Below are 24,853 nucleotides of genomic sequence, written 5' to 3' on the forward strand. Positions count from 1 at the left end.
GCGGACGCATCCACAACCGGGCTGCCGTGCGCAATGAGCGAGATTTGACTCTCACATCTACCTGTGCTATGTTCCGCGCTTCCAATCCGGCACAGTGAAAACAACAAAACAATACGGCTCCGACGCCGATCGCGCGCTCGACATGTGGGTGAAACTTGCCCGCGCCTACGCCACGTTCAACCGGCTGACTGTGCAGCAGATTCGCGAGTCGGGTCTGACACAGCCGCAGTTCGGTGCGCTCGAATGCCTCGGCCACCTCGGCGCCATGCCCATCGGCGAACTCTCGCGCAAGATGCTCGTCAGCGGCGGGAACATGACTTGTGTGGTGGATAACCTCGAAAAGGCAGGTCTCGTCGAACGCGTGCAGAGCGGCAACGACCGGCGCTCCGTGACGGTGCGGCTCACGACAAAAGGGCAGCGCCTCTTCCAGTCGATCTTTCCGCCGCACGCCGCGTATATCGCGGATCTTGCCGCAACCCTCAGTCACAAGGAACAGGAAGAACTCGCGCGCCTCCTGAAAAAACTCGGTCTCGGACTCGCCCCGCATCCGTAGGAACTCTTTTTTTCTGCCATGTGTTTTGAATTTGAAGTAATAACACGCGCATGAATGGAGCTGAGCACATGATTACGATACGGAAGGCGGGCGAACGCGGAAGCACCCGCATGGGGTGGCTGACGAGTTATCACAGTTTTTCGTTTAATCGCTATTACGATCCAGAACACATACATTTTGGCCCCCTGCGTGTGTTGAACGACGATTTTGTCGCACCGGGCACGGGCTTTGGCATGCACCCGCACGACAATATGGAGATCATCACCTACGTGCTGGCGGGCGAGGTGGAGCACCGCGACAGCACGGGCACACACAGCGTGATTCGCGCGGGTGACGTGCAGCGCATGAGCGCGGGTACGGGCGTGGTGCACTCCGAATACAACCGCTCGGCCGATAAGGAACTGCATCTGCTGCAAATCTGGCTGCTGCCCTACAAGCGCGGCCTTGCGCCGTCGTACGATCAGCGCACGTTTGACGCGGCGCGGCGCCGGAATACGCTGCTGCGTGTTGTCGATGGTGATGCCCGCGGCGATGCGCTGGCCATGCATCAGCACGCGTCGATGTTTGTTTCGTCGCTCGAAGCCGGAAACACGGTGGAGCACACGCTCGAGGCGGGCCGCGGCGCCTACGTCTTTATTGCCGCCGGTGCGGCAACGGTGAATGGCTTGATATTAGGGACTGGGGACGCGGCTATGGTCCGCGACGAGATCAATCTCGCGATATCGGCGCAGGAGACGGCGGAACTCGTGCTCTTCGATCTTCCCATGGACGAGTGACCGAACAATCGCGGATGTTTCGGCCTATGACGGAGTCTCGTCCCGCGGCGCCGGTATCAACAGCGAGATCAACACCGACGCGGCGAGTATCCCCACAACGATGCCCAGCTCAAGAAGCACCGACATGTGAAGCATGTCGCCCGCAAACATCTTGATTCCGACAAAGATGAGGATGAGCGATAGTCCGTAGTGCAGGAAACGGAACAGTCCCATGATGCCCGCAAGCACAAAATACATTGCGCGTAATCCGAGTATGGCGAAGATGTTCGAGCTGTACACGAGGAAGGTGTCGGTGGTGATGCCCAGTATCGCGGGAATGGAGTCGGTGGCAAAAACCACGTCGGTCGTCTCCACCACGATCAGCGTGATCAAGAGCGGGGTGGCGGTCAGAACACCGTTCAGGCGCACAAAAAATGCGCCGCCATGATACTCGGATGTCACGGGGAAGAAGCGTTTGAACAGGCGTATCCCGACGTTTTTTTCGGGATGGAATTCCTTGTCCTTGTTCAGCGCCAGTTGAATGCCGGTATACACCAGGAAGGCGCCCAGCACGTAGATGCTCCAGGAAAGCGACTGAATGAGTGTGACTCCCGCCGCGATGAACACCGCGCGGAACACCAGCGCGCCGAGTATGCCCCAGAAGAGGACGGTGTGCTGATACTCGCCGGGCACGCCGAAATACGAGAAGATGACGAGGAAGACAAAGAGGTTGTCCATGCTCAGCGCCTTCTCGACCAGATACCCGGTCAGGAACTTCGTGGCGGGTTCCTGCCCCAGCTCGACATACACCCCCGCGGCGAAAGCCAGTGACACCACGATCCAGACGATGCTCCATATCACCGCTTCGCGGAGCTGCACCTGATGGGCCTGCCGGTGGAAAATTTTCAGATCGATGGCCAGCATGACCAGCACGATCACGATGAAAGAAATCCACATGAAGAGAGAAACAGGCATGCAACTCCGAATTGTGTGAGCCGCCCGAAGGCGGATCGTGCAAGATGCGCACAAAGTCGCGGACGGCAAAATCCGCGGCACCGTTTGGCATTCTCGGCCGCTCTGCCAACATTGAGCAACATCTCACACGCAGCGGCTGCGTGCACAAAAACATCACGCCACCTTCCTCAGCACGGAACCATATCATGCTTCGAATCCCGTCCTGGCACTCCGATCTGTTGCGCGCGCTGTTCGGCGCCGATACACTCGAGGGGCGCCGCCTGCGCGCGCTCGCCGAACCGATCACACGCCTGTCGTCGATGTTCAATCGCCTCGACGACGAGGCGCCCGGCGCGGCGCGCCCGTATCTGAACGACGACACAGCGCTGCGCGCCTACGCCGTGTATTTCGGCACGGCGAACATGTTGAAACTGCACAGGGCGCTGCGCGAAATCGCACGTATGGACGCGGCGCCGCGACGCGACGTCCTGCGTGTGCTGGATTTGGGTGCGGGCACGGGCACGGGCCTCTGGGGACTCGCCGCCTGGCTGCGCCCCGACCGTTCCGAACCGCGTCCCGTGCCTCTCGACATCACGCTTGTCGACGTCTCGCGCGCCGCGCTCACGCTCGCCGACGAGAGCGCGCGCTGGCTGTCCGCAAATGTTTTCGACGGTGCGCTCCACGCATCCACACGTCTCTGCGACATCGACCGCTATACCGACGCGGGCTCCTACGATCTCATCATCGTCGCAAACACGCTCAACGAATTGTCCGATCCGGGCGACCGGCTGCTCGAAATCTGTACGGAGCGCCTCGCGCCCGGAGGCAGTGTGCTGCTGCTCGAACCAGCGCTTCGCACCGCCTCGCGCGCGCTTCTGCATCTGCGTACGCGTGCCGCGGCGGACGGGTGGACCATCGCCGCGCCGTGTTTCAGACAGGGAGTCTGCCCCGCCCTCGACGCCGAAAAGGACTGGTGTCATGCGGACGACGGCTGGGAACGTCCGGCCTGGATCGAGGAACTCGATCGCGCGACGGGTACGGTGAAACTCTCGCTCAAGTACTCGTACCTCGTGCTCAACCGCAGCGGCGCAACACTCGGCGGCGCGCTGGGCGTCACCGATCCGCAGCGTGTTGTGAGCCACGCGGCGCGCGAGAAGGGCAGAACCCGCGCCTATCTCTGCGGCGAGGCAGGCCGATTTCCCTGTATGCAAAACACGCGCGATGTCACCGAGGCCAACCGCGCGTTTGCACGCGCCGAGCGATACGACATTCTCGAGCTTTCACAGCTCGAACGGCGGACGCACGACTGCCTCGTGCCGCGGGATTCGATTGTCACACGGCACGAGGCCTGATCCGGGACTCAGACGTATTTCTTGAGTTTCGGCCAGAGTTCCTTGAGCGGCACACGCGGCCTGCGGCAGATGTAGATGGGAAGGTCGTTTTCGAAACCCATCGCGAAGCCGCCCCAGTGTATGATCCAGGTGTTCTGCACGTCCTCGAACATCTCGTGCAATTCCTCCTCGGAGGTGCCGATCATGATCATCACCTCGCCGCTCGTGGCGCCCGGCCCCCAGTGGAAATACGAATTGTGTGTCGCGAGTGTCGGCGGGAGACTGTACTCCTCGCGATAATACTCGAGTGCGCCGGCCTCGCCGTAATTGCTTGCGCCTATGGCGGCGACGGCACGCTCCTCGGGCGTGAGAAGCGCGCAGGCGTTCGCAATATTCGCCGCCATGTCGCGCCAGCCGAATCGATCCGCAAGATGTTGCGGCAGGGGTGCGCGCTGGCCCTTCTCGAATTGTCGGTTCATACCCGCGAGCCCCATGACGCGGGATTGTGTGACGGGAGGGAAGAGCGGCAGAACAAGCGGGAGCATGACAATTCCCGCGAGGGTGATCGCCGCGATGGCCCCAGTGCGCGCGAGAGCTGCGCGTTGAGCGAGTCGGGCGCCGAGTGCAGCGCCGCCTGCCGCGGCGCACAACACGTAGATTCCCGCGATGCGGTCGGGACGGCTTGATTGGGTCGCGAGAAAAATCAGGTAGGTGGCGATCACGGTCCACCCGAGGAAGCGCCACCTTCCGCTGTCATGGATAAACAGCCACCACACTCCGGCGATCCAGACGGGAAGAAAGAAGATATTGCCCACCATGGACTGAAGAAAAACCATTTCGAGAGGCGAGGTCGGGATGTTCTTGTACTTGGTCGCGTTGGCATAGAATTCGAGCGAGGGAAAGCCGTACGCCCATTGCCAGAGGATGTTCGGCAGAACGATGCAGCATGTGATGGCGGCGGCGATCCACGGCCCCTTCGTGCCGAGCACCCGGCGTTGCCCGGTGAGCAGGAGCGCGGGAAGCAAGGCTGCGGGAAGCAGTATCATCGTGTGTTTATTCATAAGCCCGATGCCCAGAAGCAGGCCCAGCCACATCCAGTCCCGTGGCCGTTGCCGATCGAGAGCACGGAACAGGCATAACAACGTGATGCCCCAGAGCAGCGGTTCGAAAGCGTTCATCGAATAAAAACTTGCGAGCGCGTGCAAGATGGGAACACCCGCGGCGAAGAGGGCGGCGAGCACCATGCCGGTCCTTTGCGCGCCCATCGCGCGCGCGAGCATTCCCGCCACAGCAGTCGTTGCGCCGGCCGCCAGCGCGGGCAGCAGCCGCACGGCGGCGACGGAATCACCAAGCATCGCGCGAACACCCGCAAGCATCCATACCGAAAGCGGAGGATGATCGACGTACCCCGCATCGAGGCGCGCCGCGCAGGCCAGATAATAGAATTCGTCGCGGAACATTTCATACCACGGCGAGAACGACAGGGCCACATGTGCCGTCGCCACCGCCGCTGCGATGATAAAAATGGAGCGGGGCAGGGGATCTCTGGGCGGGAACGGTTTCATATATCGATTCCGTGCTGGGGGTAATCCTCTAATATCGAAAAAAGAGCGGGATTGTTGCAGAGTCCGTCGCGCAGCGTGCCGCTCCCCGCTATATTGCGACGTGGAAAAAAGTTCGGACATATACCGCGCACTTGCACACTCGTACGCAGCTTGTACACAGGTCGCGCGCAGCCACTACGAGAATTTTCCCGTGGCGTCGGTGCTGCTCCCGCGACGCCTGCGTCCGCATGTTGCGGCCGTCTATGCCTTCGCCCGTGCGGCGGACGATTTCGCCGATGAAGGCGATGTTGATACGGCTGCGCGGCTTGCGGCGCTTAACCGCTGGGAAGATTATCTCGACTCGGACACGGGCGGCCTGCCCTACGCCGCACAACGCGATGAAATAGACCGGCTTGCATCCGACATTTTCCCCGCGTTGCACCACACGATCCGGTGCTTCGATATCGACGGCGCGCTGTTCCGCGATCTCCTCGATGCGTTCAGGCAGGACTGCACCACAACACGCTACGAGAGTTTCCCGTTGTTGCTCGATTACTGCCGCCGGTCAGCGAATCCTGTCGGCCGTATCATGCTGGCGCTGTTCGGTGTGTCGGATCCCGCTGCCTGTGCGGCATCCGATGCGTTGTGCACCGGTCTGCAACTCGCCAATTTCTGGCAGGACGTCTCGATCGATGCGGCACGCGGACGCATCTACATTCCGCTCGAGGATCTGCGCGCGGCCGGACTCTCGGCCGAGCATTGCCTGCCCGGCGCGGCCAAGCCGCCCGCGCTGCGCGACGTGCTGCGCCGCCAGGTGGAACGCACACGGCTGTTCTTCGACAGCGCACTGCCACTCTTTTCGCATCTGCGCGGACTGCCCGCTCTCGAGATCCGCGCCGTCTGGCTCGGGGGCTCCCGCATACTTGACAAAATTGCCCGCGGAGACTATACTGCATTTGAGAATCGACCCACACTCACAAAAGCAGAATACGTGTCTATACTTTTCCGCGCAGCGCTACGTCTTATTCCACACAGGTGACCCGTGCACGACAGGGATGTCGCGGACATCATTACGCGCCAGAGCAAAACGAATTTTATGATATCGTTTTCTCTGCTGCCCGAGCCGAAACGCGAGGCGATCAACACCGTGTACGCCTTCTGCCGCTGCACCGACGACATCGTCGACGAGGGCAACGACGAGCAGGCCAAACACGACAAGCTTGCGCGATGGACGTACGAACTCGAAATGGGTTTCCGCAATGAAAGCGTCTATCCTCTGCTCAACAAACTGAATGTCATTGCCGGACGTTTTAATATCCCCGCCGCGCATTTTTTTGAACTCATACGCGGCATGCGCATGGACCTCGAACAGAAGCGCTACGACACTTTCGAGGATCTCGAGCAATACTGCTATCGCGTCGCGTCGACAGTCGGGCTCATGTGCAGCGAAATTTTCGGATATAAAAACAAGCGCACGCTGCAGTACGCGATCGACCTCGGCATCGCCCTGCAATTGACCAACATCGTGCGCGACGTACGCAGCGACGCCTTGCGCGACCGCATCTACATTCCGCTGGAGGACTTCGAACGCTTCGGGTACACGGAGGACGAGCTGTTTGCGTCGGTCTACAACGAGAACTTCGTCAAGCTCATGCACTACGAGGCCGAGCGCGCAAGGCGGTATTACGAAAAGGCGCGCGCCTCGCTGGCGGAAGAGGACCACCGCGCATTTTTTTCGGCGCGCATCATGGATCGCATCTACTACCGCATCCTCGACAAGATCGAGCAACGCTCGTACGCGGTGTTCGAGGAGAAGATTTCCATCTCCTCTCTCTCCAAACTTGTGATCGCGATGCGCGAGTATTTCAGCAGGCCCGCACTCGGGACCATCGCCGGCGCATGATCGACGTTGCCGTCATCGGCGGCGGACTTTCCGGCCTTGCGGCCGCGGTCTCACTGTCCGGTCGCGGATTTACGGCGGCGCTTGTCGAGGGAAGGCCCTATCTCGGCGGTCGCGCGCGTTCCTTTACGGATGCCGCCTCCGGCGCGGTGCTCGACAACGGCCAGCATCTCATGATGGGCTGTTATACGTCGACGTTGCAATTCCTGGAACTGATCGGTTCATCCGGCACACTGCGGCGAGTCGACCGCATGAGTATTCCGTTCCGCGACACACGCGGGGGAAGGGCTGTTTTACGGACGGGATCACTGCCGCATCCCTTCGGTATGGCACAGGCCTTTCTCGGGTACAACTTCCTCGGCGTGCGCGACAAGGCTGGTGTGTTGCGGGTGGCTGCCGTCTTGCGCAACACCGATCCCGCGCGTCTCGACGGTATCACCGCCGCCAAGTGGCTGCTGGACCTGGGACAGGGTGCACACGCCATGTCGGCGTTCTGGGAACCCGTGATACTTGCGACGTTGAACGCGCGGCCCGCGCACTCCTCGGCCGCCCTGCTCACGAGAGTACTGCGCGAGGTGTTTCTTAGTGCCGCCGAAGCGTCGGCATTGCTGTTCTGCACAGGCGGCCTTTCCGGCACGTTCGCTGATCCCGCAGCCGCATTCCTCGAAGCGCACGCAACGCGCGTATTCACTCACACGCGCGTCGAAATGCTGCGTCGTGATGCCTCGGGATGGACTCTGATCTTCGCGGACGGACGGCAGATGGAGTCCAAATCCATTGTACTCGCCATGCCTCCGTGGGATACGCGTGCCCTTCTGGAGCGCTCCGCGCTCGGCTCGGCGGCCGCAACCTTGTGTCCGGCGTTTGTGCCCTCGCCGATCGTCTCGGTGTACATTTGGTCCCGCGAACGCCTCAGCACCGAACCGATCATGGGGCTGCTCGACACGGTGGTGCAATGGGTGTTCGACAAGGGACGCGCGCCCGATGGCCACTGGCTGTCGACCTGTACTGTTTCGGCCGCCGACACGCTCTGTGACGACGACAATGCGCAGTGGGAGAGCCGCGTACGCCGCGACATTGCCGCGGTGTTCGGTCAGACAGCCGCGCGTGCCGTTCATCGAATGCTCGTCATTCGCGAGCGCGCCGCGACGTTCCGGCCATCGCCCGGACTTGAAACACTGCGGCCTGCCGCTCTCACCGAGGAAGCCGGTCTCTTTCTCGCGGGAGACTGGATAGGCACCGGCCTGCCGGCAACCATCGAAAGCGCCGTGCGTGGCGGCTTTTTTGCGGCCGACGCAGTGGCGGCGCATGTTGCCGGTACACGGGGCGGTGTGTAACCGCGACGGCGCTGCGGAACAACTTGCAGCCACCCGTGTGTTGAGCTTCTGAAGACGTTGACTCAAAAGAAAGCAGACGGTGATGAACAATCGTGTTGTGGTCGGAATGTCGGGTGGCGTGGATTCGTCGGTGGCCGCGGCATTGCTTGTGGAGCAGGGCTATGAGGTTATAGGCGTCACCCTCAAGACACATGCATTCGAGGATGTGGGCGGCAACACGGCGAACGAGTCGAGCTGTTGTTCGCTCGACGGGATAAACGATGCCCGCCGTGTGTGCGCACGTCTCGGCATCCCGCACTATGTGTTCGATTTTTCCGCCGCGTTTATGGAGCAGGTCATCAATCCCTTTGTGGATGCCTATCTCGCGGGAACGACGCCCAATCCCTGCGTGCTCTGCAATCGTGGAATCAAATGGGAGCAACTGATCCGAAAATCGCTGGGACTGGGCGCGGACCGCGTGGCCATGGGGCACTACGCACGTGTCGGATCCGACGCCGATGGGGGACGCCACTGGATCACACGCGGAATCGACGCGTCGAAGGATCAGTCGTACGCGTTATGGGCGCTGTCGCAGGACAGTCTCGCGCGAACGCTTTTCCCCCTCGGCGGTCTCACCAAGGACGAGGCGCGCTTGCATGCACAGCGTTTCGGACTGCACACGGCGCGGAAAGGCGAGAGTTACGAGATCTGTTTTGTGTCCGACAATAACTACGCGCGATTTCTGAAGGAGCGCGTGGACGGGCTCCAGGGGAAGGTCCGGGACGGTGATGTGGTGTTTGACGGGCGCGTGATCGGGAAACACGACGGATATCCGTTTTATACGATAGGCCAGCGGCGGGGTTTGAATGTGGCAGTCGGCGAGCCTGTGTATGTGACGGGCATCGATCCGCAGTCGAACCGCGTCACTGTGGGCCGTGATGCGGATCTGTACACGGATACGTTCACCGCGCGTGATGTTGTCATGCAGAAGCGGTCGTTCCCCGATGCACCGCTGCGCGCCCGTGTGAAGATCCGGTACAAGGACGAGGGAGCGTCCGCGACACTGCATCCGCACGCAGACGGCACGCTGCGTATCGTGTTCGACGCCCCGCGTCGCGCCATTACACCCGGACAGTCGGCCGTTTTCTACGACGGCGACGACGTGCTCGGCGGCGGCGTCATCTGTTGACGAAATTTCGGATGTCCGCGGAAATGCGTGTTCCCACGCGTTGATTGTGGCCCGCAATGTGAGTAACGTTACGAATACTCACTGTATCCTTCTACTGAAATTCGAGGTGCACATGGTACGTGTCATGATGGTCCTCATTGTTGCATGTATGCTTGGTTCCGTGGTGTCGCAGGCACAGGAATCGGATATTCGTGTCGGTTTTGGTGTAAGTATGTCGCAGTCTGTCCTAGTGTATGCCATCGACCAGGAGCATGCGTACACGCCGTGGTCTTTCGCGACAGTCTGCGTCCCTGTGTTCCTGACAAAAAATTTCCGCATCGAACCGGAGGTGGGGTACCTGTCCGGCTCGCACGAGCGCATATATTTCGATAAAACGACAAGCACCGCGTCATTCACACAGATGCGTCTCGGCGCCGGCGTGCACTACTTCATCGACAGAGTCGGCGGAGCGGAAAACGTCTCCCTGTATCTCGGGCCGGAATTTGCTCTTGCGCCCACGTCTACAAAAAGCAAACCCTCCTCGCCGGGCTCCAAGGAGAGCACCACATCCCAATCGAACACGCTGCTCGGTTTCGTGCTGGGCGGTGAATACTCCTTTGCGAAACGGTTCAGTGTCGGGACCGCCGTACACTGGAGCTATATCATCATCGGAGAGGAGGACCCGCTTTCCAGCACGTATTCCGAGGTGTCCGAATCGTATCTGAATATCTCCACCTCGATCCGGTTCCGTTTCTACTTCAATTGACGGTGTTTTGCAGGAGCGGACAATGTCGTAGTTTGTGTTTCGATTCTTCCGCGCATCGGATACTGCACCCCATACATCATCGGAGCATTGCATGAAAGACATCCTCGCGTTTTTTGCGGCGAACCGCGACGCGTTTCTTGCGGACCTCGTTACCTTCCTTTCCATTCCGAGCATCAGCACGAGCGACGAGCGCAAACCCGACATCGCCCGCGCCGCGGCGTTTGTCGAAGCACAGCTCAAAAACATCGGCATGCAGAACGTGACAGTGCATCCCACGAAGGGCCATCCGGTCGTGACCGGCGAGTGGCTCGGCGCGAAGGGCGCACCGACGGTTCTTATTTACGGGCACTACGATGTGCAGCCCGCGGAGCCGTTGGAGCTGTGGAATTCGCCGCCCTTTGAGCCGGTAATGCGCGATGGAAAAATCTTTGCGCGCGGATCAGCCGACGACAAGGGGCAGGTGTTCATCCACTTCAAAGCCGTCGAAGCGTTCATGAAGACGCATGGCGCGCTTCCCGTCAACGTGAAGTTCATCGTCGAGGGCGAGGAGGAAATCGGGAGCACGAACCTGGCGGACTTCGTCAAGAAGAACAAGAAGATGCTCGCCTGCGATGTTATTCTGATCTCCGATACTCACATGATGGGTGTCAAGGAGCCGAGCATCACCTACGGTCTGCGCGGTCTCACCTATCTCGAGATGACCGTCACCTCGGCGAAGGGCGACATGCACAGCGGCACCTTCGGTGGCGGCGTCGCGAATCCCATCCAGGTGCTGTCGGAAATCCTCGTCGCATGCAAGGATCCGAAGTCCGGCAAGATCAAGATACCCGGTTTCTACGAGGACGTTGTGCCTCTGACCAAGAAGGAGCGTGCGGCGCTTGCAAAACTTCCACACGACGACAAAAAGTGGGCGAAGTCGATCGGCGCCACCATGCCGCACGGCGAACAGGGGTACACCACTGTCGAGCGCACGGGCTCGCGTCCGACCTTCGAAGTGAACGGCATCTGGGGCGGTCACACGGGACCGGGCGTGAAGACGGTGCTCCCCGCGCAAGCGCATGCAAAGGTATCGATGCGGCTCGTCGCGAATCAGGATCCGCTGAAAATCGCGAAGCTCTTCACCGCCTACGTCAAGAGTGTTGCACCGCCCACGGTGAAACTCGATGTGAAGCTGTACGACAACAACGGACATCCCGCGTTGACGCCCATCGAATCGGTCGGCATGCAGGCGGCGTCGGCTGCGATCAAGGCCGTGTACAAGAAGGAGCCCTTCTTCACGCGTGAAGGCGGATCAATTCCTGTTGTTGCGGACTTCCAGCACATACTCGGCGTCGAAGCAGTGCTTCTGGGTTTCGGCCTCCCCGACGACAACCTGCACGCTCCGAACGAGAAGTTCGATCTGGTGCAGTTTGACAAGGGTCTCGCGACGGCAGCGCATTTCCTCTCAGCGTTCGCCGAGCTGAAGAAGTAACACCGCGTACGATTCAACTGGTATTCACGCCCGCGGGGAGTCGTTCTCCGCGGGCGTTCTGTATACAGGTGTTATTTCGACGTAGAGCCGCTTCCATCCACACGGCTACAGAGGTACACTACGTGTGTGTCGCCTATGCGGGTGCAGATCAGCACGCCGGCGCTGTGGCCGCGGAAACGGAAGCTGGCGCGGATCTGTTCGGGCAGGAGGCGGAAGCTGCGCTTTTTGATTTCTGTATGCGGACCGAAGTCGTGCGCATCGATCGCGTCCTGCACGCGGCGGCGCTGATAGGGCACAACCTCGAGTACCTCGAAGGCAGTGTGCCAGCGCGAGGCGCGAGGCAGCGTTGCGGAAATGCCGTACGCGATCCGTGGATCAACGGGGACGGATTTGTGCTCACGGAAATACTCCGCTACAGCCCCCGTGCGTATCACCGCTGCATGCGGTTCGATGAGATACTTGGGGCGCGTCGGACCAGGGACGGATGCAGCTTCATGTGAAGGAGACCACCGTTCACCAGTGACGGCATCCGCTGCCGAGACGTCCGGCACGTCGAAGCCGCGCAGCAGCAGTTGTTCCTTGCACTCGTCGCCGACAGCGAGAAAGCATTTTTTCCAGAAGGTGTCGCGGATATCCGCAGCGGGCGCGATCTTGACAACTGCCGTGATTTTTGTCGCGGCCGCGCGGCAGAAGGAGAGAGGAGGCGACATGCGTTCGGGATCGATGAGACGCGTGCCGTCGCTGCGCCGCGACGGATCGGCAAAGAGGGCTTCGTGCGGAGCGAAGGGACGCGTAGCCGCATCGTCTTCCGCGCGCGCTTTGATAACGGACACGTGCGTGCAACCGAGAGCGTGCATGTTGTGCTCGAGCAGGGCTGCGGTAACGGTATCGGCTTCGACGGCATGGACGGCGCCGCAGACTTGCGCAAACGCGTGTGTGTCGCTGCCGACACCCGCGCACCATTCGCGCACTACCTCGCGGCCCGCAAACAGCGAGGCGTGGAAGGACGCAGCGGAGGCGGACGATGCTTGCTCCGCTCCCGTCCGTGTGTAGAGCGCCCGTGGACCAAGGGCCGTTTTCCCTGCCGCGCGCCGGCGCAGCTCCCACTGCTCGGCCGCCGCGGCGAACAATGCCGGCGGAAGATCGGGAAAGGCGGCACGCAGATGCGTTTGGATTCTGAGTGAATCCCTGTATTTTTCATGGAATTGACCGTACGCCGCATGTACGGCTTCAAAACGATCCGAGAGGAGAAAGTGAAGCTGTGCGTCGGTGAGTTCCATACACTTCGAAGATGATGCTGACGGAGCACGCAGGCGCTATGTTTGTGTTGTATGCCGCCACGACTGCAGATACAATATGCAAATTCGATCTCTGATTCCGCTCCTGCTCCTCATTCTTGTCGTGTCTGTTCCGTTGCTCCGTTCCCAGGACCAGAAGGGGGGCGTTAAGGGTTTTGTTTCCGACTCGGCGAACGGTGAACGCCTGTCGCTGGTCAACATCGTGATCGTGTCGAAAGGCATGGGAGCCGCGACCGACCACAATGGTTTTTACTTCATCGGCAACATACCCGCGGGTACCGTCACAGTGCGCGCAACCATCATCGGATACCGCACCGTCGAGAGGCAGGTACGCATCGAGGCGGGTAAAATCGTGTCCGCGAACTTTCTTCTCGCGCCCAATCCCGTGATGATGGAGGGCGTCGAGCAAGTGGCCGAACGCCATGTGCGCTACGACACCGAGATTTCGACGCAGCCGATCGGCATACGCGAGATCGAAATCGTTCCCACCATCGTCGAGAAGGATCTGTTCCGCACTCTCTCCGTGCTGCCAGGCGTGGTGGCGACGAGCGACGTCAGCAGCCAGTTCTACGTGCGCGGCGGCGGCGGCGATCAGAACCTCATCGTGCTCGACGGCATGACGATTTACAATCCCTTCCACGCGCTCGGCATCTTTTCGATCTTCGACGCCGACGCGATCAAGGAGGCCGAGATACTGAAGGGCGGCTTCCCCGCGCAATGGGGCAACCGGCTTTCGTCGGTCATCAACATCCGCACGCGCGAGGGCAACAAGAACCGCTTCGCGGGAAAACTGAACGCGAGTCTCGTGGCGGGAAAGGTGATGCTCGAGGGTCCGACACCATGGGACGGATCGTGGATGATTGCCGGCCGCAAGAGTTTCCTCGACGACATGCTGCAGAAGTTCGTGAAGAGCGAAACACCGTTCGACTTCTACGATCTTATCGCGCGTGTGAACCACAGCACCGGCGAGAACGGGCGCATCTCTTTCCACTCCCTGCTCAGCGGTGATATCATCCGCCCCGCGTCGGCCGTGGAACCGGAATACCTCTGGAACAACCGCGCCTACGGTCTTACCTGGTTCCAGGTGCTCGAGAACAAATACCTCATCGAGACCACCTTCTCGATGAGCGCCTTCAACGGCGAGCTGCGTCCGCGCGAGAATTCCTCGGTCACCGCGCGCTCCTCGGAGGTGAACGACTCGTACTTCAACGGGGGCGTCACATATTTCCAGCAAAGCGGCGATATGTACGGCGCGGGTTTTATGTTCCGCTTCCCCGAATACAAGTATTCGTTTACAAACGCCGCGAATTACCGCCGCGAGATCAGCGAGCGCAACAGCGAAACAGGCATCTGGTTCCGGTACAAACTCAAGCAGCTCAATCCGTTCTCCATCGAGGCCGGCATCCGCTCCGATCTGTTTTCGGTGCTCTCTGCAAATTCCGGCGACGCTTTCGAACCGCGCCTCTCCGTCGGCTACGACGTCTCGGCCGCGCATTCGGTGAAACTCTCGTACTCGCGCGTGCACCAGCGCATGATGACGATCACCAACGAGGACGACGTGGTGTCGCTCTTCGAAACATGGATTCCGATCTCGTCCGACATGCCGTCGCAGCGCGCGGACCACTTTATCTTCGCCGTGGATGGCACCGCGGGTTTTGTTCCGGGACTGAATTTCAACGTCCAGGCGTATTACAAGGACATGGCGAATCTTGTCGAATACAATCGCGACAAGGTCGATGCCAGCGATCCGGATTTTGTGTCCGCCGACGGACGTTCCTACGGCCTCGAGTTGTTCATCGAGGAGAAGCATCCCGTGTATTACGGCTGGCTGTCGTACACGCTCAGTTTCACCGAGCGCAGCGTCGGGAACTTCACGTACTCGCCGCGCTACGACCGTCGCCACAACCTCAATCTTCTCGCGGGTGTGCGGCCCGGTGGGGGATGGGACATCGGCCTTCGCTGGGAATTCGGGTCTGGTCTGCCCTTCACGCAAATCATGGGTTTCTACGATCGCCTGTTGTTCGGCGGACTCTTCGATGGAACGGGATACGGCGGCGAAAAGGGGCTGCCCTACACGATACTCGGGGATAAAAACCGCGGCCGTCTTCCCTCGTATCACCGTCTCGATTTTAACGTCGCGAAGACCTTCCGCTTCGGCTGGGTGAACATCATCGCCGAGGGCAGCATCATCAACGTGTACAACCGCAAGAACATGTTCTACTACAACCAGACCACGGGACAGCGCATCGACATGCTGCCGTTCCTCCCAACCGTGAATCTGAAAGTGGAATTTTAGGCGCGGCGCCCGGATCCGCAGCACTGCCATGACCGGCTCGCGACGCAACGATCTGCTCATCCCTTTCCTGATGGTGGCCTGCGACTTTGCCGCCATAGTCGGAGCTTTCGTCGCCTCGTTTCAACTGCGATTTATCGGTCCGCTGCACACCATCATCCCCGTCACGAAAGGATATCCGCCCTTCGAAGGATATCTCTACGGAGCGCTCCTCGTCGCGCCCGTATGGATACTGCTTTTTAATTCGAAACGAACCTACCGTGCGCGCCGCGCGGCGGATTTCAGCTCGGAGTTTTTTGCGATTGTGCGCGGCACGGGATTCGGGATGCTCGCCGTGATGAGTCTCGCATTCCTGTATCGGGACTTCTCGTACTCGCGCCTGGTGTTCCTCATCATCTGGCTGCTTTCCATCGGGTTCATTTTTTTCGGACGAGTGATGGTGCTCTCGTACGAGCGCTGGTTGTATCGCCGTGGACGTGAGCTTCGGAACGTGCTGCTGTACGGATCAAACGCTACAGCGCAGAATCTCGCGTTCTGGATGTCGCAGCAACCCGCGGCGGGGTATCGGATCATTGGATATGTTTCGGGAGAAGACGAACGGCTCGATCTGCCCGGTATTCCACGGCTCGGTTCACTGGACGATCTCACCTCCGTGGTGCGGGAATACCGTGTCGAGACCGTGGTGGTGTGCCTCGATGCGCCCGATCCCGACGCGGTGAACACCGTGATGAACGCGCTGCTCGGGCTTAACGTGCAGCTCATGCTGCAGTCGGAAGTGATCGGCATTTCACCCACGCGGCTGCGTGTGCATGAATTTTTCGGACTGCCGTTTCTGGGCGTGAAGGATGTTCCGATGACGACCTGGGGGCGCGTGGCAAAGCGCGCCTTCGACATCGCCTTCAGTTCTCTTGTGCTTCTGCTCTGCGCACCGTTCGCCGCGATTGTGGCTGTGCTGGTGTGGATCGAATCGGGACGGCCCATCCTGTACACGCAGGTGCGGATCGGACTCGACGGCAGGGAATTTCGACTGTACAAATTCCGGACGATGCGCATCGATGCCGAATCGGCCAGCGGCCCGACGTGGACGCGCAAGAACGATCCCCGCATCACCCGCATCGGCAAATGGCTGCGCCGTTTCAGCTTCGATGAGACACCACAATTCCTGAACATTCTGTTTGGCCACATGAGCGTTGTGGGTCCCCGTCCGGAACGACCGGAATTCGTGAGCCAATTCAAGAATTACGTACCCAAATATCTGGAACGCCATCGCCTGAAAACCGGCCTCACCGGATGGGCGCAGGTCAGCGGCCTGCGTGGCGACGTGCCGATCATCGAACGCACGAAATACGATCTCTATTACATCGAAAACTGGTCCTTCAACCTCGACATGCGCATCATCTTCAAGACGGTGCGCGCAGTCCTCTTCGGCAAGGATGCGTACTGACCATGATTCCCATCACCGTGTTCTACATCCATATCGTCGGCGCTGCGTATGCGTTCGCGAAGAGTTACAGCGAGACCAAACTCTCCGACGCCTTCATGACACTGGCATTCATTGCAGTCATTTTTTCTGTGGGGTGGACCATCGCCGGTTTCATCGTGCGCTTCCTGATTCCCGACACGGGCGTGGGTCCGTGGCTCGACAGCGACGGTATCTCGCTGCTCATCGTCACCTGCCTCGAGGCGGTCATGTACCTCACATATTTCCGCACGTCGAAGAAGGGACGGCGGGCCGAGCCCCAGACGCCGGCGGCTTGAGCGCTACTGCAGGCGGAAGTTGAAGACGCCTGTCGCTTCCTGATCGCCCGAAGCGCTGTTCGCGGGTAGGCGATTGAAGCGCCACGCGCGCACTGCCGCGAGCACTGCGTCGTCAAACGCGGGCGCCGCCTTCTGCACGATGGTCACAGCATACACGCTGCCGTCGGGGCGGACGCGGAAACGTGCCCGCACCTGCGCGCTGCGCTGCGCGTCGCGCGGGAATGCCGGGAGCTGGCCCGATATGCGTGTGCGTGAAGCACCCGCGCCCCAGTCCAGCGACACGCCGGCGCGTGGTGTGGCGCTCAGTTCGCCGGTGTTTTGTGTGCCGGAACCGTCGGGTGTGCCGGGTTTGTCGCGCTGTTGCGTGCTCCCCTCGATTCCGGGCAGCGTGGTTTCGCGGCGCTGACCGGTGCCTGCCGGCACCCCCGGATTCGATCGCGTCTGCATGTCGCTTGCTGCACCGCGCGTGCCGCTGCTGCTGCCGCGTTCCGCAAAATCGACGGCATCCATGCTTCGAGGACGCGGAGGCACGGGAGCGGTCTTGGGTGGTGTGTTCGAACCTTGCGCGGGGCTCTGTACTCCTGAGGTCGGCGACGTCCGTTGCGCCGTGGGTGAGGTACGCTGTGCGCGTTGCGCCGAAGCTGCCGGAGTCCGGGGTGTCGTGCGTGCCGCGGGTGTGCGGGCGGGAGCGGCACTGCGGCGCTGTGCTGGTGCGGGTGTGATAGCCGGCGTCGTGGGTGCGATTCGTTTTTCTGGTGCCGGTGCAACAACGTCAGGGGGGGCGGCAGGAGCGGCAAAAAGCAGTTCCACCTCCGAAGGCGGCGGTATCTCATTTTGCACGGTGAGCAGCAGCGCAAGAAGAAACAGCAGCGCGTGTGTGCCGATGGATACGGCCCAGCTCGTCCTATCGTCGGATCGCGCGGTCATGGCGCTGTCGCCGCCTCGCGTGTCGAGATGAAAAACCGTGCGACACCCAGGCCCCTGGCCTCGTCCATGATACGCACCGCATTCTGAAACGGCACTTCCTTGTCCGCCGCAAGCACGATTGTTTGTTTCGCGGGTTCGGTGAGCAGGGCGCGCAGTTGCCCCGCGAAGGCCTCCGCCGTGGTCTCGGTGTCGTTGATCAGAATGCGGCCGCTCTTTTCCAACGTCACGGTCACCGTGCCCTGCTCGGTCGCCTGCGCGTTCCGCGCATCCGGCAATTTCACGGTCAGGGATTTGGTCGCGATGAACGACGAGGTGAGCAGAAAAAAGATGAGCAACAACAGTACGATGTCCGTCAGCGACGAGTAACTGAAGGCCGACAGGGTTGTGTGTGTCTGCGGAAGTCTGATTCTCATGCTGACATCTCCTGCCACGCCGGTGTCAGCGCTGCGCGCCGCGCGTGGTGTCGGCGGCGGCGATGTCGAGGAAATCGTTGCAGCTATTCTCGGTCTCGAACACGAAATGGCTGATGCGGTTCACAAAATAGTTGTACATGAAATACGCGGGAATACCGACGATCAATCCGTACGCTGTTGTGATGAGCGCCTCCCAGATGCCCGAGGCAAGCATGGTCGGATTCACGATGCCCTGATTCAACTCCACGGCGCGGAACGCGGCGATCATGCCGGTCACGGTGCCGAGGAAACCGAGGAGGGGGGCGATGCCTGCCACCGACGCAAGAAGTCCGAGTCCACGCTCGAGTTTGTACACCTCGTTGCGTGCCGCCGCGTCGATGGCGTCGCGCACATCTTGCGAGGTGCCCTTCAATTTGAGGAGACCGCTGCGCAATATGCTCGCGAGTGGAGTATTTGCTTGCGCGCACAACGACAGCGCCGCGGAGATGTCGCCGCCCTGCAGCACGCTGCGGATCTGTAAAATGAATTTGCCGCCGTCGACTTTCGCGCGCGACAGCACGATGAACTTCTGCACGATGATGTACAGTGCCAGTATGGAACTTGCGAGAATGAACCACATGATGGTTCCTCCGCGAAGGAAAAGATCAAGAAGCGTCATGACACGTGCTCCGTGGTGGGAAAGGACTGCGGGTATTGGTGGATGGCGCTTGGCGCCGCATCGGGCGGCATGCCGACGACCGGAGATGAAAACATTTCGTCGAAGAATCCGGCGAACCAGGCCACGGCCACAATGAGGATCACCAGAAACAGCATGGCGAGGATACTGGCCGCGGATTTCCGTTGCCTGTGCTTCTGCTCGGGCGGATGAAAGAGCTGCTCGCGGTTGCGCTCAAAGTCGCCGGCGGATTCCGCTTCAACAAAGGGACCGTCCGATCCGAGTCCGGTGGCACTGGCGCGTGATTCCGTCGCGAGCGAGCGAAGGAGACGCGATGTTCCTGTGTCGCTGGCTCCGTCGTCGGGCAGCTCGGGCAGGTTGTTGCGCACAACTCGGATGAGCGCGGCAACATCGATGGCTCCCGGTTCCAGCGTGTCGCCGGGCGGATCAAAGCCCATCTCACGATGCACCTCGGCGATCAGCCGGGATACATCCACCGTGCCGCTTGACGCCGTGGCTGTGACGGAACTTGCACCGCCGCGCGGCAGCTCGGGTACGATTAAGGGAGCGGGCACAAACGCCGGCACGCCGTCTCGAGCGGCGGGATGCCATATGCCGAGGTCCTGCAGGGTCACGGATTCGCGTCGATCGAGCGCATCGGATACGTGGAGCAGCAGTTGTTCCCGCACGCGCTCAGCGGCCTCTGCCGGAAAGTCGGCGGCCACGCAGTACTCACGCAACACGACGTCGAACCGCAGCGTGTCAGTCACGTCCTGCGCCGCGTGTGTTTTCACGATCTGTCCCTCGTGCAGTGACAGCAGGCCCAGCCGCCCGCAATCGACGCGGCGTCCCGCGGCGAGACTCGTGTGTACCGCCGTGACGATTGATCCGTACGCGAGCGCCACCTGCTCGATCGGCGACGACAGCTCCTGCGAGATGCGGTAGAGTATGTGTTCTGTGCGCAACATTGGGTCAGAGTCGGACGGTTATTCCAGCGGCGAGAAACAGCGGCCGTTCGCTGTAGCCGCGATAGCGTTCCCATCGTGAACCAAAGATATTCTCCACTGCAGCGTACGCAGCGGCGTACCGTGTGAGTCGGTATTCGGCACGCACGTCGACCAGCACCGCGCTCGCGAGCGTAACGGCATCGGCTGTGCGAGAACCCACAAGGCGCAAACCGGCCTGCACTTCAAGTGGGATGTCGAAACCACGCGTATAGACGGCGTGCAATTCGAACGCCGGAAGGTAGGGGACCGCCGCATCGAGCGCGCGGATGTAGGAACTGCGCAGATCCACACAGGCCGCGACACGATCGAGGCGGGTCGCTTGCCATTGCGCGTCGGAGTGTACGGTGAAAATGCTTGCGTGGCCTGGATAGCGGACGTCCCATTGCGTGGAGTATGGTTCGGAACTGCGGATGAAGACGCCGTGTGTTGCGTACTCGCGATACTCCGCGGATACGTCGAAGGCGAGACGTCGCCTGTCGTCGAAGCGGGCCGACAGGGCGATCGCGACAGGGATGTCATCGTGGCGCAATTCCGCGTCGAGTGATGTGTACGGATTCTCGTCGAAGATTCCGCGATAGGTTACACGCTCGACGCGCGGCGTGACAGCCGCGGCGACCGACAGATCGGCGTCCCAGTAATATCGGAGCTCGATGTCCGGATATATGCGCCCCTGCGCGGCGCTGCTGGAGCCACGATAGAGCGTGAGTGCAAGTCCGCCGTCCAGCGAGAGGTCCGGTCGAATCCACCACTGCGACCGTGCGCTTCCGGCGAGAAAGAAGGGGCGCGTTGTGGCACTACCCAGAGGCGCGCGGAAGTATTCGATCGAGGCCTCGAAACCGCCCTCGAGCGGGAAACCACGCAGGAGCGTGCGAGCGCGGGCGGAGACGTGGACCCGCGTGTCGGCAAAACGGCCTTCTGGCACGGTGAAACTGTCGGCTACGGCAAGGGCCTCTCGGATATTTGTGTGTTCGAGTCCGAAGTTGAACGCGTGATCCACGACGCGGTTCTGACGCGAAATCAGGCCGCCGGAAAAGGAGAAACCGCTCCGTTTTCGCGAGAAAAGAAGCGCCGGAGAACCGGGGTCGATGCGGTCACCGTAGAGTGAGTACGTGCGGTACTCTGCCGCCGCCTGACCTTCGACGCGTGAACGGGCGAAGAATGCGGGGAGGGTGGCGGGCAAAAACGAACCGCCTCCGCCTTCGATGGAGGCGGAGGAGCGGTCGGCGTGGTCCGTGTGGCCGTTGCTCCTCTCGAGTGCAGCGCGAGCGAAGGCGTCACCGTGTTCGAACTGTTGCGCCGCGCGTACGTCGAGCGCGGGTGTCGCAAAAAGACCCAGTGTTGCGCGGGCAAAAAGATTGACAGCGCGTCCGAGCAGCAGCGGTTGTTCGAGCACCGGCTGCGTGAGGGCCGGTGCGCCTTCCGGCAGCTCGCGAATCCCGCGTCCCGCACGGGCTACCAGGGCGGATGGATCAAACGCGTCGAGCGCTTCCTTGCCGCCTTCCCGCAGCCGTATCATGTCGGCGCCGGTGATGGTGTATTCGGGCAGGGCGATCGCCTTGGTCTCGGTGCGTCGCTTTACGCTGTCGATGCCCGGCGCGGTTGTGGGGGGTAGGGGCTTGTGCTGTGCCGGTGCGCCAAAGGTTGCAAAGGCGCAGAGTCCGGCCACGAAACAAAGTCGGATGCGGCCGGTCACTGGACTCTCGCCAATCTGTTCTGAGCTTCACCGGCCGCTGCCGTCCCGGGGTATTTCGCTATCAGCGTCCGGTATGTTTCCGCCGCCTTCGCGCCCTTGTCCCGGGCTTCGTACATGGCACCGAGATCGAGCAGGGCTTTGCCAGACCATTCCGCGGACTCGGGATACACATACCCGACGCGCAGCCACGCCTTTTCGGCTTCAGCACTGCGCTGCGCGTTAGCCAGCAGGTCGCCCGTGCGGTACTGCGCTTCAGCCCCCACGTCGTCGATTCTCGATGCCGCAATCGGCGCAAGCAGAGCGAGGGCCGTATCGACCGAACCGCGCCGTGCCAGTATACGTGCCGCTTCGATGGTACCGCGGTCGGCAAAGGTCGGTTCGTCAGCCGCTGCACGTGCGGCAGCGTATGCTGCGAGGGCTGCGTCGTCGGCGCCGTTCATTGTATGCGCGCGGCCGCGGTCGAATTCAAGTTCCGCAGTGGTATGCGCAATGAGACCCTGTCGCTGAAGCGCATCGTAGAGAGCCAGCGCCGTTTCGGGATCCTGTTCGTCGATGGCGATGCGCGCCGATGCGAAGCGGGCGCGTTCGAGCACGGCTGCATCATTGCCCGCATCCAAAAGGTGCGTGAGGGACGCGCGGGCGCTGTCATACAGGCGCGCCTCGCGATAGGCCTCGGCGCGCAGAAGCATGGCATCGCTGCGCAGAGGACTTTCGGGATATTTGGCCATGAAATCCGCCAGCATCGCGCGTGTTGAGGTCGCATCGCCTCCGACGGATGCTCTGCGCGCAAGCGCAAGCAGCACGTCGTCGGCGCCCGGAGCGTTCCCATTTTTCTCGAGCCACTCGGCGGGAAACTTCTCGGCGTTCGGGTCGCCGGCCAGTTGACGGCATTGTGCGATGCCGTCCAGGGCATTCGGCACGAGCCGGCTGTCGGGATGCTGGGTCAGGATGCGTGTGTACGCGGTTTCGGCGTCGGCGTAACGGCCCATGTTATAATAGCAGTCCCCGATCGCGTACAGCGCCTGCGGCGCAAGGGTGCTGGTCGGATACGAGCCCTCGAGAGCGCGGAATTCGGTGATCGCCTTCACGTAATCGCGTGTCTCGAAGTAGAACCAGGCGAGACTGAACTGCGCCTTGTCCGCCACATCGGATCCGGGATGTGAGGCGAGCAGCGATCGCAGTGTCGCGACACCCGCGGGGGTGTCCCCGCTGCGATGCTCGGCGTTTCCCTGCTGTAGTAATGCGTACGGAGTGAGTATGTGTTTCGGAAATTTCTTTGCGGCACTGCGGTAGTTGCGCGCTGCATCCGAGAACTTTTTCTGCGCGTATTGCGCGTCCGCCAGTCGTACGAGCGCGTCCGCTTCCCTGCGTCCGCCGCGATACGTATCGATCAACGACAGGAATGTTGCCTCCGCCTCTCGGTAGCGGCCCGCGCTGTACTGTGCCCAGCCTGTGCCGTAGAGTGCGTCCTGGCGGAGTCCCGGCTCGCGTGTGTTCTGCGACGCGCCCGTGTATGCCTGCACCGCCTCGCTGTAGCGCTTCGCGTGGAACAGCGCTTCTCCGAGCCACAGACGCGCTTCGGCCGAGCGCGTATCGCCGCTGTGTGAATCAATGAAGGATGCGAATGCGGCCGCGCTCTGTGCGAAACGGCCGGCTTCAAAATGAGCATGGCCAAGCCGGAATCGTGCGTTGGTGCGGACCGGAGCGTCCACGGTATCCGCCGCCGCGGCGGCAAACATCGCGGCGGCTTCCGCGGGACGTCGTAATTTCATGAGTGATTCGCCCGCCATGAACCAGGCATCGGTGCGCACATCGCTTCGTGGAATACGATCGATGACGCGTTCGAAGCGGCCCAGTGCATCGGTGAATCGCTCGGCCTGGAACGCATTCATTCCCAGTTCGAAAGAGGCATTGTCGGCATACATGCCCGAAGGGCGGTCTGCTATGAGCCGCTCGAAAATTGCCGCAGACTGTTCGGCCTTGCCGTCAAGTCGTAATACCATTCCCTTACGGAAGAGTGCCGCTTCGGCAAGTTCGGGACTGCCCAATGCGGCACTGTCGAAGGCCACGGCGGCCTCGGTGTATTTTTTCAATTCGAGATAACACCACCCGAGAGCGTAGTACACGGCGCGTGCGCGTTCGTGGGTGGGATACGCATCGAGAAACGCGCTGTACAGGCGTGAGGCCTGCAGATGCTCGCCGAGTTGGTAATATGCTTCCGCGCGCAGAAAGAGGCGCTCGGAGGCATTGGCGGGATCGGGACTGTCGGCCAGGGAGTCGAGCCATTGAATTGTACCGCGGTAGTCTTTTTCGGCGAATGCACACGCGCCGATTCGCGTTTTTGCCGTGGGTTGAAGCGCGCTGCCAGGGAATTGTTCGAGGAAAGAAATGTATCCGCTGCGCGCCTGTGATATCCGACCCTCCTGTTCGTCGACATACGCGATCGAAAAAGCGGCATAGTCGCGGATCCGTCCCTCGGGATGGCGCTCGTAGGCGCGTCGGTACAGTGCCCGAGCGCGGTCGAAATCGCGGAGATGCAGGGCACTCTCTCCGGCCCAGTACGCGGCCTCGTGGGCGGTGTTTGCATCGGGATAGTCGTTGAGGATGCGGTCATACTGCGCGAGCGCGGCCGTATGGTCCCCGCGCCGGAATGCGATCTCTCCACGGCGGAAAATCGCGTCATCAGCGAGTTTTCCAAGGGGATGTTTTTCGACAAAGATGCGGAAGGCGATATCGGCATCGGTCAGATACCCCTGCTGGTATTGACATTCCGCCGCGTAATAGGCGGCATCCACGGCGAGTCCGCTGCCGGGGTGTCGCGCGACAAGTGCCGTAAACTCTTCGAAAGCAAGCTGATAGTTTTTATCTCGAAACAAGCCGCTTGCGAAGGCAAAGTCCTGTTCCGCCGATGAGCCGGCAACTTGCGCGTCTGCCGTGTACTGCCCGCACAAACCGACGAACATCAGGAAAAATAGGGGGAATATCCGCATGTTTGATCGAGTCCGTGATTCGGGTGGACTTAAAGCAGAACTGCAAGTGCTTCACCTAACT

21 protein-coding genes are annotated in these 24,853 nt (G+C 61.0%); 12 read left to right on the top strand and 9 right to left on the bottom strand.

Annotated features, from left to right (window positions below; translation table 11 throughout):
* The first annotated feature begins 142 nt into the window (after nucleotides 1–142).
* Both HY962_16325 and HY962_16330 read left to right on the top strand, forming a co-directional pair.
* Entirely contained in the window at nucleotides 143–553 is a 411-nt protein-coding gene (locus HY962_16325; protein ID MBI5648497.1) for a MarR family transcriptional regulator, read from the top strand.
* Between the two features lie 68 nt (nucleotides 554–621).
* A complete protein-coding gene (locus HY962_16330; GenBank protein MBI5648498.1) occupies nucleotides 622–1,329 on the top strand; it encodes a pirin family protein in 708 nt (235 codons plus the stop codon).
* Between the two features lie 24 nt (nucleotides 1,330–1,353).
* Here the strand turns inward: HY962_16330 and HY962_16335 are convergent, their stop codons facing one another.
* Nucleotides 1,354–2,283: a TerC family protein gene (locus HY962_16335; protein ID MBI5648499.1), complete on the bottom strand. Its 930-nt coding sequence runs from the start codon at nucleotides 2,281–2,283 to the stop codon at nucleotides 1,354–1,356.
* Nucleotides 2,284–2,468: 185 nt separating this feature from the next.
* On the opposite strand from HY962_16335, the gene HY962_16340 reads away from it, so the two are divergent.
* Nucleotides 2,469–3,614: a methyltransferase domain-containing protein gene (locus HY962_16340; GenBank protein ID MBI5648500.1), complete on the top strand. Its 1,146-nt coding sequence runs from the start codon at nucleotides 2,469–2,471 to the stop codon at nucleotides 3,612–3,614.
* Nucleotides 3,615–3,622: 8 nt separating this feature from the next.
* Here HY962_16340 and HY962_16345 read toward each other — a convergent pair whose 3' ends face one another.
* The gene (locus HY962_16345; GenBank protein ID MBI5648501.1) at nucleotides 3,623–5,158 is read right to left on the bottom strand and encodes a glycosyltransferase family 39 protein; all 1,536 of its coding nucleotides are present in this window, start codon (nucleotides 5,156–5,158) and stop codon (nucleotides 3,623–3,625) included.
* On the opposite strand from HY962_16345, the gene hpnC reads away from it, so the two are divergent.
* From hpnC to HY962_16375, 6 genes are all read left to right on the top strand, one after another.
* Nucleotides 5,118–6,176 (top strand): squalene synthase HpnC, encoded by a 1,059-nt coding sequence (gene hpnC, locus HY962_16350; protein ID MBI5648502.1) that lies wholly within the window; start codon nucleotides 5,118–5,120, stop codon nucleotides 6,174–6,176. The genes HY962_16345 and hpnC overlap by 41 nt on opposite strands.
* A gap of 57 nt (nucleotides 6,177–6,233) precedes the next feature.
* Entirely contained in the window at nucleotides 6,234–7,040 is an 807-nt protein-coding gene (gene hpnD, locus HY962_16355) for a presqualene diphosphate synthase HpnD (GenBank protein MBI5648503.1), read from the top strand.
* The gene (locus HY962_16360) at nucleotides 7,037–8,374 is read left to right on the top strand and encodes an FAD-dependent oxidoreductase (protein ID MBI5648504.1); all 1,338 of its coding nucleotides are present in this window, start codon (nucleotides 7,037–7,039) and stop codon (nucleotides 8,372–8,374) included. The genes hpnD and HY962_16360 overlap by 4 nt, the downstream gene beginning before the upstream one ends.
* Nucleotides 8,375–8,456: 82 nt before the next feature.
* Nucleotides 8,457–9,542, top strand: coding sequence for a tRNA 2-thiouridine(34) synthase MnmA (gene mnmA, locus HY962_16365; protein MBI5648505.1), 1,086 nt, complete (start codon nucleotides 8,457–8,459; stop codon nucleotides 9,540–9,542).
* Between the two features lie 112 nt (nucleotides 9,543–9,654).
* Nucleotides 9,655–10,287 (top strand): outer membrane beta-barrel protein, encoded by a 633-nt coding sequence (locus HY962_16370; protein MBI5648506.1) that lies wholly within the window; start codon nucleotides 9,655–9,657, stop codon nucleotides 10,285–10,287.
* 91 nt (nucleotides 10,288–10,378) lie between these two features.
* Complete coding sequence (locus tag HY962_16375; protein ID MBI5648507.1) at nucleotides 10,379–11,758, top strand: dipeptidase; 1,380 nt, start codon at nucleotides 10,379–10,381, stop codon at nucleotides 11,756–11,758.
* A 71-nt stretch (nucleotides 11,759–11,829) separates the two neighbouring features.
* Here HY962_16375 and HY962_16380 read toward each other — a convergent pair whose 3' ends face one another.
* A complete protein-coding gene (locus HY962_16380; protein MBI5648508.1) occupies nucleotides 11,830–13,038 on the bottom strand; it encodes a hypothetical protein in 1,209 nt (402 codons plus the stop codon).
* A 76-nt stretch (nucleotides 13,039–13,114) separates the two neighbouring features.
* On the opposite strand from HY962_16380, the gene HY962_16385 reads away from it, so the two are divergent.
* The 3 genes from HY962_16385 to HY962_16395 are packed head-to-tail and all read left to right on the top strand — an operon-like array spanning nucleotide 13,115 to nucleotide 17,107.
* Nucleotides 13,115–15,352: a TonB-dependent receptor gene (locus HY962_16385; GenBank protein ID MBI5648509.1), complete on the top strand. Its 2,238-nt coding sequence runs from the start codon at nucleotides 13,115–13,117 to the stop codon at nucleotides 15,350–15,352.
* A 28-nt stretch (nucleotides 15,353–15,380) separates the two neighbouring features.
* A complete protein-coding gene (locus HY962_16390) occupies nucleotides 15,381–16,793 on the top strand; it encodes an undecaprenyl-phosphate glucose phosphotransferase (GenBank protein MBI5648510.1) in 1,413 nt (470 codons plus the stop codon).
* Between the two features lie 2 nt (nucleotides 16,794–16,795).
* Complete coding sequence (locus HY962_16395) at nucleotides 16,796–17,107, top strand: hypothetical protein (GenBank protein ID MBI5648511.1); 312 nt, start codon at nucleotides 16,796–16,798, stop codon at nucleotides 17,105–17,107.
* Nucleotides 17,108–17,110: 3 nt separating this feature from the next.
* Here HY962_16395 and HY962_16400 read toward each other — a convergent pair whose 3' ends face one another.
* From HY962_16400 to HY962_16425, 6 genes are read right to left on the bottom strand one after another with little or no spacing between them, the layout of a single operon-like run.
* Complete coding sequence (locus HY962_16400) at nucleotides 17,111–18,034, bottom strand: TonB family protein (protein MBI5648512.1); 924 nt, start codon at nucleotides 18,032–18,034, stop codon at nucleotides 17,111–17,113.
* Complete coding sequence (locus HY962_16405) at nucleotides 18,031–18,447, bottom strand: biopolymer transporter ExbD (GenBank protein ID MBI5648513.1); 417 nt, start codon at nucleotides 18,445–18,447, stop codon at nucleotides 18,031–18,033. Before HY962_16405 ends, HY962_16400 begins: the two co-directional genes overlap by 4 nt.
* Before the next feature lie 25 nt (nucleotides 18,448–18,472).
* On the bottom strand, nucleotides 18,473–19,105 hold the full coding sequence (locus HY962_16410; protein ID MBI5648514.1) for a MotA/TolQ/ExbB proton channel family protein: 633 nt from the start codon (nucleotides 19,103–19,105) through the stop codon (nucleotides 18,473–18,475).
* On the bottom strand, nucleotides 19,102–20,070 hold the full coding sequence (locus tag HY962_16415) for a hypothetical protein (protein ID MBI5648515.1): 969 nt from the start codon (nucleotides 20,068–20,070) through the stop codon (nucleotides 19,102–19,104). Before HY962_16415 ends, HY962_16410 begins: the two co-directional genes overlap by 4 nt.
* Nucleotides 20,071–20,074: 4 nt before the next feature.
* Nucleotides 20,075–21,802: a hypothetical protein gene (locus HY962_16420; protein MBI5648516.1), complete on the bottom strand. Its 1,728-nt coding sequence runs from the start codon at nucleotides 21,800–21,802 to the stop codon at nucleotides 20,075–20,077.
* Nucleotides 21,799–24,792, bottom strand: a complete 2,994-nt coding sequence (locus HY962_16425) for a tetratricopeptide repeat protein (protein ID MBI5648517.1) — start codon at nucleotides 24,790–24,792, stop codon at nucleotides 21,799–21,801. Before HY962_16425 ends, HY962_16420 begins: the two co-directional genes overlap by 4 nt.
* Nucleotides 24,793–24,853: the final 61 nt, after the last annotated feature.

The sequence above is a fragment of the Ignavibacteriota bacterium genome, assembly GCA_016218045.1.
GTDB lineage: Bacteria > Bacteroidota > Ignavibacteria > SZUA-365 > SZUA-365 > JACRFB01.